The 9547-nt window shown below is 75.1% G+C and carries 5 protein-coding genes; 2 read left to right on the forward strand and 3 right to left on the reverse strand.

Annotation, left to right across the window (positions count from 1 at the left end; translation table 11 throughout):
- The coding region (locus tag NH602_RS23805) for an acyltransferase (protein ID WP_253068950.1) at nucleotides 1-1515 on the reverse strand (1515 nt) is incomplete at its 3' end.
- 329 nt (nucleotides 1516-1844) lie between these two features.
- On the opposite strand from NH602_RS23805, the gene NH602_RS23810 reads away from it, so the two are divergent.
- Together NH602_RS23810 and NH602_RS23815 are read left to right on the forward strand one after the other, a co-directional pair.
- The gene (locus tag NH602_RS23810) at nucleotides 1845-5069 is read left to right on the forward strand and encodes an arabinosyltransferase domain-containing protein (RefSeq protein ID WP_253068951.1); all 3225 of its coding nucleotides are present in this window, start codon (nucleotides 1845-1847) and stop codon (nucleotides 5067-5069) included.
- Nucleotides 5070-5124: 55 nt separating this feature from the next.
- The gene (locus NH602_RS23815; RefSeq protein ID WP_253068952.1) at nucleotides 5125-7029 is read left to right on the forward strand and encodes a glycosyltransferase; all 1905 of its coding nucleotides are present in this window, start codon (nucleotides 5125-5127) and stop codon (nucleotides 7027-7029) included.
- On the opposite strand, the gene NH602_RS23820 is transcribed toward NH602_RS23815, so the two are convergent.
- Complete coding sequence (locus NH602_RS23820) at nucleotides 6986-7645, reverse strand: hypothetical protein (RefSeq protein WP_253068953.1); 660 nt, start codon at nucleotides 7643-7645, stop codon at nucleotides 6986-6988. The two genes, NH602_RS23815 and NH602_RS23820, sit on opposite strands and share 44 nt — an antisense overlap.
- A 62-nt stretch (nucleotides 7646-7707) precedes the next feature.
- Nucleotides 7708-9547: arabinosyltransferase domain-containing protein (locus tag NH602_RS23825; RefSeq protein ID WP_253068954.1), on the reverse strand; the 1840-nt coding region annotated here is incomplete at its 5' end.

The following is a 9547-nucleotide window of genomic DNA, read 5'->3' on the forward strand; positions in this document are numbered from 1 at the left end:
CCGCGCGTCGTCGGCCGGGGCCTGCTCCGGCGCCGTGGTGGGGGTCCAGCCCGACGTCGTGGCGACGGCGGGGCCCGCCGAGCGGCGGCGGACCACCGGAAGCGCCTCCGTCACCGAGGGCACGTCGCCCTGCTGGGCCGGCGCGAACGGCTGCGCCGGGGCCGACGGCTGCGGCGACGGCACGGACCGCCGCGCCACCCGCCGGGCGGACACGGCCGCAGCCGCTGCGGCGGGATCGGCGGTGGCCGGGGCGGCGGACACGACCGGCAGCACCGAGGTCACCGGCTCGTCGGTGATCATCGGCAGCACGGAGGTCTCCGGGTCACGGCGCGCCTCGTCGTTGGCCACGACGCGGCGGGCGGCCGGGACCGGGTCGGGGGCGACGACCGCCTCGACGGCCTCGGGGGTGGGCCGGGCCCGGCCCCGCATCCACCGGCGCGCGGGACGTTCGACGAGCGAGTACAGCAGGTGTGCCACGGGCAGAGTCCCCACGAAGACGGTGAGCGCGATCAGGTGCCCCGTTTCCCCGCCGCGGGGGAGGACACCGGAGTCGCTCAGGAACCAGAAGATCTCGAACATCGGGATGTGGACCAGGTAGAGGGCGTAGGAGATCCGCCCTCCGTGCACCATCGGGCCACGGGTCAGCAGGTGGTGCACCGGTCCGCGGTCGGCGAGCGCGAGGGCTCCGACCAGGACCGGGAAGGCGACGACGGCCAGGCCGTGGAGGCCGCCGCCGACGACGGACCCCGCCAGCAGGACGAACGGCACCGCGGCGACGGTGGACGTCGCCGTCGCCGAGGCCGAGGAGCGGACCCGCTCGGTGGCGCGCAGCCGCCGCACGGCCAGCATCGCCAGGACACCGGCGGAGAACCCGCCGAGGATCCGGACCAGCCAGCTGTACGGGTAGTACGGCGAGCCGACCACCAGGAACGCGGCCGCCATCGGCGCGGTGCACAGCAGCGACCCCGCCGCCAGCACCGCGAACGGCACGTTCCGCAGCCGGAAGAATCCGAGCGCCAGCAGCGGGAACAGCAGGTACGCCAGCCACTCGGCGCTGATCGACCACGTCGGGCCGACCCAGGACGCGCCGTCGAGGTACTGCTCGTCCCACATCTGCACCAGGAACAACTGCTCGAGCCACGCGCCGACGCCGATCGACGGCTGCACCGCCTGGTAGGCGACGTCGGTCGTCGACCCGAACAGCAGCCGCGCCACCAGCCACACGCCGAAGAGGTGGAACACCACCGCGTAGGCGGGCCACATCCGCGCCGCGCGGGCCCACACGAACCTGCCCGCGTCCCGGAGTCGGAGCCGCGGACCGAGCTGGTCGAGGTAGGTCCAGGCGATGACGAAGCCGCTGAGGACGAAGAACAGGTCGACGCCCAGCGCACCCTGTGTGATCAGCGGTCCGAGCCAACCGTTCACCGTCTCCACACCCGCCATCGGGGTGAAGTGGAAGTGGAACGCGACGACCCAGAGCGCGGCGACGATACGCAGCCCCGTCAGCGCGAGCACCTCACCGCCACCGTTGCCTCCACATCGGACAGACGAACCCCCCTGTCCGGGAGTGGTTCCGCCGGCGGCGGACGCGGCGGTGGCCGGGTCGTCGGCCGTCGCTCGCGAATCGGTGCAGATGCTCACACCGGGGCCAACGAGGCGAGATCACCACCGTCACCGGTGACACCCGAACAGTGCCCGAATGTCGCAGCTGATCACTCACCGTGATCGAAACCCGGAGTGACCGACCTTGAGGCCCCGGGTGGGTGGACTACGCCGGACGGGTGGACGGTCGGGGTCACGGGGGGATCACAGTTGATCACCGGGTGGCGTCTAGCCTCGGTCGTGTGCTGACCGCCGACACGGAGGCGGATCCCCGTCCGGGATCCGGCCCCACCGACCGCCGGTCGCGTCCGACCGACCGCCTGCTCGCCGCCGCGCTGGGCCTGCTCTCGGCGGTGCTGGCGCTGGCGATCCCGTTCCTGCCGGTCGTGCAGAACACGGCGACCGTCAGCTGGCCGAACGCCACGACCGGCACCGCGCCGCTGAACGCCCCCCTGGTCGCGTACCGGCCGGAGAGCCTGACCGCGACGATCGGCTGCGATGCGATCCGCAGCCTCGACGACCGCGGGTCCGGCCGCGCGACCGTGCTGTCCACGACACCCACCGGCGCCCCGGACGGCGGCACGGTCGGGCTGCGCATCGCCGTCGCCGACGGGGTGGTCACCCTCGACAACCGCGGTCAGCGCATCGCCACCGCGCCGCTGCCCCCGCCGGGCGCGCCCTGCGCGCTCACGTTCACCTCGGACTTCGACGCGACGACGGCGACCCTGGGCGGGGCCACACTCTACGAGTTCGCCGGCGACGGCCGTCCGCAGCTCACCGGGATCCACTCCGACCTCGACGCGGCCCGCGACCCGATGGGCGGCACGAGCGTCCGGTTCGACACCGACAACCGCTACGACACCGACGCCTCGACGCTCAAGCTCGTCGCGGGCGGTGTCGCGATCGTCGCGCTGTTCGGCTCGCTGTTCTTCCTGCGCCGGATCGACGACGTCGACGCCCGCCGCGTCGTGCACGGCCGCCGGCTGGCGCGCCGGCTGCGCGGGCAGGACGACCTGCGCGACGCCGTCGTCGTCGGCGTGCTGGTCGTGTGGGCCCTCATCGGGTCGATGACCAGCGACGACGGCTACATCCTCGACATCTCCCGGGGCAACGACACCGCCGGCTACATCGGCAACTACCACCGCTGGTTCGACGTCCCCGAGGCACCGTTCGGCTGGTTCTACCAGCTGTACTCGCTGTGGAGCGGGGTCTCGGAGTCGGTGCTGTGGCTGCGCGTCCCGGCGCTGGCGATGGGCGTCGCGTCGTGGTTCCTGATCAGCCGGGCGCTGCTGCCGCGCCTCGGCACCCGGGTCCGGCGCAGCCGCTCCGCGGGCTGGGCCGCAGCCGGGGTGTTCCTGTGCTTCTGGCTGCCGTTCAACAACGGGCTCCGCCCGGAGACCGTTGTCGTGATCGCGGCGCTGGTGTCGTTCGTGATGCTGGAGCGCGCCCTGGCCACCCGGCGGCTGCTTCCGGTCGCGGGGGCACTCGTCGCGGGGGCGTTCGCCGTCGCGGCGACGCCGACCGGTCTTATCGCGCTGGCACCGTTCCTGGCCGCGGCCCGGCCGCTGCTGCGGCTGTTCACCGAGCGGATCCGCACCACCGGGTGGACGGCCACCCTCGGCCCGCTGCTCGCGGCCGGTCTGATCGTGCTCACCGCCGTCTTCGGCGACCAGACCCTCGCCACCGTCGCCGAGGCCACCCGGGTCCGCCAGGACATCGGCCCGAACCTGCCCTGGTACCAGGAGCTCGCCCGCTACGACCTGCTGTTCAGCGACAGCCGCGACGGCTCGCTGCAGCGGCGCTTCCCGGTCCTGCTGCTGTGGCTGTGCATGATCGTCTCGACGATCGTGCTGCTGCGCCGCGGCCGCATCCCGGGCGCGGCGCTCGGGTTCTCCCGGCGACTGCTCACGAGCACCGCGCTGTCGTTCGCGGTGCTGGCCCTGACCCCCACGAAGTGGACGCACCACTTCGGCGCGTTCGCCGCGCTCGCCTCGGGCGTCGCGGCGCTGGCCGCGCTGGCGACGAGCACCGGTGTGCTGCGCTCGCGACGCAACCAGGCGCTGTTCCTCGGCGCGGTGCTCGCGGTGACCGGTCTGGCGTTCCGCGGCCCGAACACCTGGTGGTACGTCTCGAACTGGGGCGTGCCGTGGTTCGACAAGCCGGTGTCGGTCAGCGGGATCCAGGCGACGACGGTGCTGCTGGTCCTGGCGTTCCTGTCGCTCGTCGTCGCCGGGGTGGAGCACCTGCGCTCGACCTCCGGGGTGCCGCGCCCGGTCCGGCGGACCCTCGGGCGTCGGCGCGGCCGGATCGGGACCGTCCAGGCCGTCCGGCTCGGGTCGGCGCCGATCGCGGTGATCTGCGCGTTCATGGTGCTGTTCCAGGTCGCCTCCCTGGCCAAGGGCATGGAGAAGCAGGCGGGCTCCTACTCCCTGGGCGCCGACGTCCTGACCGACCCGACCGGGTCGCGCTGCGGGCTCGCCGGGCGCATCCAGGTCGAGACCGACCCGGCCGCGAGCGTGCTGCCCGTCGCGCCGGAACCGGCCGGTGTCCCCGACCCCGGTCCCCTGGCCGAGGGCGTCACGCCCGACGGCCTGCCCCCGACCGGACCGGGGTCGCTGCGCGACAACAGCGGCGACGGCGACGACCGGCCCGGCGTCACCGGTACCGGCCCGCTGGGTGGGCCGGTCATGGGCAGCTGGTCGCCGGACCCGGAGAACGTCGGCGACTACCGCTCGGTGTGGCACGCGCTGCCCGCCGCGGCCCGCGACGGCTCCGCGCCGCTGGTGCTCGGCGTCGCCGGGACGATCGGCGGCGGCAACACCGTGACCCTGCAGTTCGCCCGCGACGGCGCGGTCGTCGACGAGATCGAGCCCGGTGGGGCCGTCAGCAGCACGTCGGACTACTCCGGCGGCGCCTCGGGCGGCCAGGCGTGGCGGGACCTGCGCGTCGACCTGGCGGGCCGCCCGGCCGCCGACGCCGACCGGGTGCGGGTGATCGTGTCCGACCGCGGCATCGGGGCCGGGTCGTGGGTCGCCGTCGCCCAGCCCCGGGTCCCGCGGCTGACCCCGCTGACCACGATCGCCGCCCGCGGCACCGCGTACCTGGACTGGGCGACGTCGTTCGTGCACCCCTGCGTGCAGCGCTTCGGCGTGCACCGGGGCATCGCCGACGTGCCGGTGTTCCGGATGCTCGCCGACCCGCAGCAGCGCACCGTCGCCGACGAGTGGGGCCGCAGCCGGTTCGGCGGCCCGCAGGGCTGGCTGCTCCGGACCGCCGCCCAGCGCTACGTCCCGACCTACCTGCCCGGTGCCTGGGACTTCGACTGGGGCCAGGTCCGGCTCGTCGAGCCCTACGACCCGCGGGCGGTCCCGGCCCCGGTGCAGGAGGGCGACCGGACCCTGTGGGGCTGGCAGCAGGTCGGGCAGGCCGGGGCTCCGTCGCCGGACCCGACGCCGCTGCCGGGCTGAGGCCCCGGCAGACTCCGTGACGTCCGATCCGAGAAGTGAGGCGAGAGCGAGAGCCATGCTGGACACCGCCCGGCCCCTCCGCGGGGGCGAGCCCGCCCCGGCCGACGACCCCGCCGGCGGGACCCGCCCCGGACGGCTGGTCGTGCAGCGTGGCCCCTTCACCGGGCCGACGCACCTGGTGCCCGAGGACCTCTACGCCGAGGTCCTGCGCGGCGCCGCCCGCCGCGAGCGGGACCTGATCGAGCTGGTCCCGGCCACCCACGTCACCACCAACACCTACTGGGGGCGGCTGCACGCCACCTACTGGCAGCGCTGGACCGCGGTGCCCGAGGTCCGGGTGACGCTGCGCGCCGCCGGCCGCGGCCGGGTGTGGCTGATGGCCTCGGACACCAACAAGGTCGCCCGCGCCGTCGCCACCACCGGGGTCGACGCCACCGGGAGCACCACGGTCGAGCTGACCGGGGCGATCGACCGCTTCGTCGACGGCGGCGGACTCTGGCTGGAGTTCGCGACCGACACCGGCACGCTGACCGTGTCCGACGTCGAGTGGACCGTCGCGGTGTCCCGCCCGCCGCGGCCCACCTCGATCACGATCTGCACCTACAACCGCGTCGAGGACTGCCTGAACACGCTGCAGGCGCTGCTCGACGACCCGGCCGCACTGGCCCGCGTCGGATGCGTCCGCGTGGTCGACCAGGGCAGCGACCCGTTGGAGTCGCGCGACCGGTTCGCGCAGCTGGCGGCCGCGTTCGGCGACCGGCTCGCCTACCAGCGCCAGCCCAATCTGGGCGGCGCGGGCGGCTTCACCCGCGGCCTGTACGAGGCGACCGCGGGCGACCCGGCCGACGACCACGACGTCCTGCTCATGGACGACGACGTGCTGCTCGACCCGGAGATCGTCGTCCGGCTGACCGGGTTCGCCGCCTGCACCACCGCGCCGACGATCGTCGGTGGGCAGATGCTGAACCTGCTGCACCCGGGGCACGTCCACATCACCGCCGAGTACGCCGAGCCCGAGAAGCTCCGCGTCGGCAGGCCCGTGCCCGGTGCACTGGAGGAGGGCTTCCTCCTCGGCCGCGACGAGCGGCTGCTGCCGATCGTGCAGGAGCAGCGGGTCGACACCGAGTACAACGGCTGGTGGTCCTGCCTGATCCCCGCACCGATCGTGCGGGCTATCGGCTATCCGCTGCCGCTGTTCTTCCAGTGGGACGACGTCGAGTTCGGCTACCGCGCCCGCGAGCGCGGCTTCGCCACGGTGTCGCTGCCCGGGGCCGGCGTGTGGCACGCCGACTTCGGCTGGAAGGACTGGGACGAGTGGCACCGCTACTTCAACCAGCGCAACGGCCTGATCACCGCCGCCCTGCGGACCGGCTTCGACCGGCGCACGGTGTCCGCGACGGTCGTCGAGCTGCTGGCCCAGTACCTGGTCGCGATGCAGTACGGGCTGGCCGCGACGCTGCTGACGGCGGTCGAGGACTTCCTGCGCGGCCCCTCGGTCCTCGACGACGGCTCCGCCTCCGCGGCGGCGGAGATCCGCCGGATCCGCGCCGCCTACCCCGAGACGACGGCCGTGCCGTTGGCGGAGGCCGGGCTCGACGTGCGCGAGTCCGTGGTGCGCCTCGCCGGGGGCAAGCCGTCGAAGATCGTGCGGACCTGGGTGAAGCGCGCCCTGCTGCAGGCCACCGGGCGGGTGCCGTTCCGTTCCGGGATGGTCCCGGCCGGTGAGGCGCACTGGTGGCACGTGTCGCTGTTCGAGCGCGCGATCGTCACCGACATGGCCGAGAACGGCGTCCGCATCCGGACCCGCGACCAGGAGCGGCTGCGCGAGCTCACCACCCGCGGGGTGCACACGGTGCGCCGGCTGTGGAACGAGGGGCCGCAGGTCGCCCGGGAGTGGAAGGCCGCGGAGCCGCGGCTCACGTCGCGGGAGACGTGGGCGCGGCTCTACGACACGGTCTGACCTGTCCGCGCGGGCGTCCGAGGAGCACCGCGATCAGCACCACGACCGAGGCGACCGGGGCCGGGTGCCCGAGCAGGAACCCGGCGACCAGGTCGACGACGACGGCCGCGCTCGCCGCCGCGAACATCCACCGTGGACCGGTCACCGGCCGGGGCCTGCCCGCCGACCAGCCGGTCCGGCCCCACGGCTTCGCGACCGACAGCCACGCCTGGAACGCGATCGCGGCGACCATGAGCAGCGTCAGCGGGAACAGCTCGGGCGGCGGCGACCCGGTCGGGTCGGCGTGGGCTGCGTCGAGCCGCGTCGAGATCACCCCGATCCCCAGGTAGAGCTGGGCCAGGGTGATCCCGAACTTCGTCGCGACCCAGCGGTGGTGGAAGAAGCCGTAGGGCGTCGCGGCGGCGAGCACCGTGCCGGTCAGCGCGGAGCCGACGGCGAGCGGGGCGAGCAGTACGGCGTCGAGGTGGTGGGCCCCGAGCAGCGCCGCCGGTCGGGCCGCCGGGTCGCCGCCCAGGACCTGCAGGACGGCGAGCGAGGCGGCCAGGGCAGCCCAGCCGACCGAGGTGAGCACGTGCAGCCAGACGGTCGTCCGCCGCCAGGTCGTCGTCGAGAACATCGGGTGAGCACACCGGATCCGGCGGCCGAGCGGCTCCGGGGTCGCCCGGAGCCACCCCCGGGTCAGCCCAGGAAGTCCCGTCCGGTGTAGTCCTTGTCGGCCAGGGTCGGCAGCCGCTCCCAGCCCCACCGTCGCTGCGTCCCGACGGTGAGGTCCCAGCCGTCGGTCGGGTGCTCGTAGCGCACCCGCTCGACGTGCGCGGGCGCGAACATCGCGCGCCCGCCGGGCGGATCGAGCCGCGAGGGCAGCTCGTCGAAGGTCGCGGTGCGGCCGATCCCGGCGAGCGTCCCGCCGTTCGCCGGGAAGAACGCGGTGGCCTCGGTCGCGCCCTCCAGGTCGTCGCCGGTGCGCAGCCGCCACTGCGGGGCCTGCGCGATGCCGTGGCGCACCGCGATCTGGTCCTGGCAGGGCCACAGCACCGCCGAGGCCTGGTCGGCGAACACCGGGGCGTCGCCGAGCACCGTGCGGGCGGGCAGGTCGCGGGCGGGCCGCGGGGCGCCGACGGCGAGCCAGGTGTCGGGCCCGTCGATCCGGTCGTCCACGACGACCCGGACCCGGTCGGCGGGGCCGGGCAGGGTCACCGCCACGTCCCGCCAGTCGGCGACCTTCGTCCCCGGCAGGTCGACCGTGGCCGTGCCGGCGCCGGACTCGACCCGCACGGCCTGGTCGCCGCGCAGGTCCCCGGTGAGGGGCAGGATCAGCCGGGTGGTCCCGGCCGGGACGGGGAACCAGCCGGCGTCGAGGGTGCCGGTGCCGGCGTCCTCGGTGTGCCAGACGGGGCCGGGGATCGACGGGCGGTCGGGCGGCGGGCCGTCCCGCATCACCCCGGTGAGGCGGGGCGGGTCACCCGGGAGCGCGGGTTTCGCGTCACCGGGGACGGTGACGGTCAGCGCGTCGGCCAGCCCGCAGCCGTCGCCGGTCAGCATGGCGAGGTTCATCGAGGCCACCGACGCGCCGGGGGCCTGTTGCACCGGGGCGACGACGAACACGGCGAGCATCAGCGCGACGCCGCCGGCCGTGGCGACGCGCAGCACCGCCCGGTCCGGCCGGGGCGCGCTCCCCCGCCGCCGGGCCCACCACAGCGCGGCGGCGACCACGAGCAGCCACAGCAGCGGGCTGCGCAGGTACAGCGGCCCGAGGTGCGGGGCGAGGACCTGCTGGTGGATCGGGGCGTCGACGACCGAGTGGTTCCCGAACGGCTGCCCCCAGTCGGAGAACGGGCGCCACAGGTTCGGGCCGGCGTAGATCACCGCGGCGACGACGCCGAGCACGGCCGTCCCCACCGCGACGAGCCGGGCCGGGGCGCGCCGCGGCAGCGGGCCGCGGGCGAGCGCGATGCCGAGCAGCAGCGTCGCGGGGGCGGCGACGGCGCCGAAGTGGTTGACCCACTTCGTCGGGCTGACGGCGACGGCGACGAGGCCGAGGGCGGTGGCGGCGAGAGCGAACCCGAGCGCCGAGCCGAGCGGGCCGCCGGTGCCGCGGCGCGTCGCGAGCCGCACCGCGCCCAGCGCGACGACGGCGACGGTCAGCAGGACCGGCAGGCGTCGTCCCCAGGTGCCCTGGTCGTCGGGGCCGAGGAGGTTGGCGTAGTGCACGAACTCCTGCCACCACTGGTACTGGAAGTAGTACCAGCGGTGCACGGCGACGGACTCGCGCACGTCGGCGAGGGTCTGGTCGGCCAGCCCGAGCGGCACGACCACGCTGGCGGCGGCGAACGCGACGGCGGCCGTCGCGAGCCGGGTGGCCCACGGCGCGTGCGCGAGGTGCCACCACACCAGCGGTAGCGCGAGCAGCAGCGGCATCGCGGCGACCAGCGCGGTCGGCGCGGTCGTCACCCCCACCACCGCGACGACGACGGCCGGCGCGAGCAGCCCGACCGCCCCGGTGCGGCGGGCGGCGGCG

The organism is Pseudonocardia sp. McavD-2-B (assembly GCF_024124365.1).
GTDB classification, from domain to species: Bacteria; Actinomycetota; Actinomycetes; order Mycobacteriales; family Pseudonocardiaceae; genus Pseudonocardia; species Pseudonocardia alni.

Coding starts and splice junctions, on each gene's coding strand:
- NH602_RS23820 (WP_253068953.1), bottom strand. CDS start 7,645: ATGTTCTCGACGACGACCTGGCGGCGGACGACCGTCTGGCTGCACGTG.
- NH602_RS23815 (WP_253068952.1), top strand. CDS start 5,125: ATGCTGGACACCGCCCGGCCCCTCCGCGGGGGCGAGCCCGCCCCGGCC.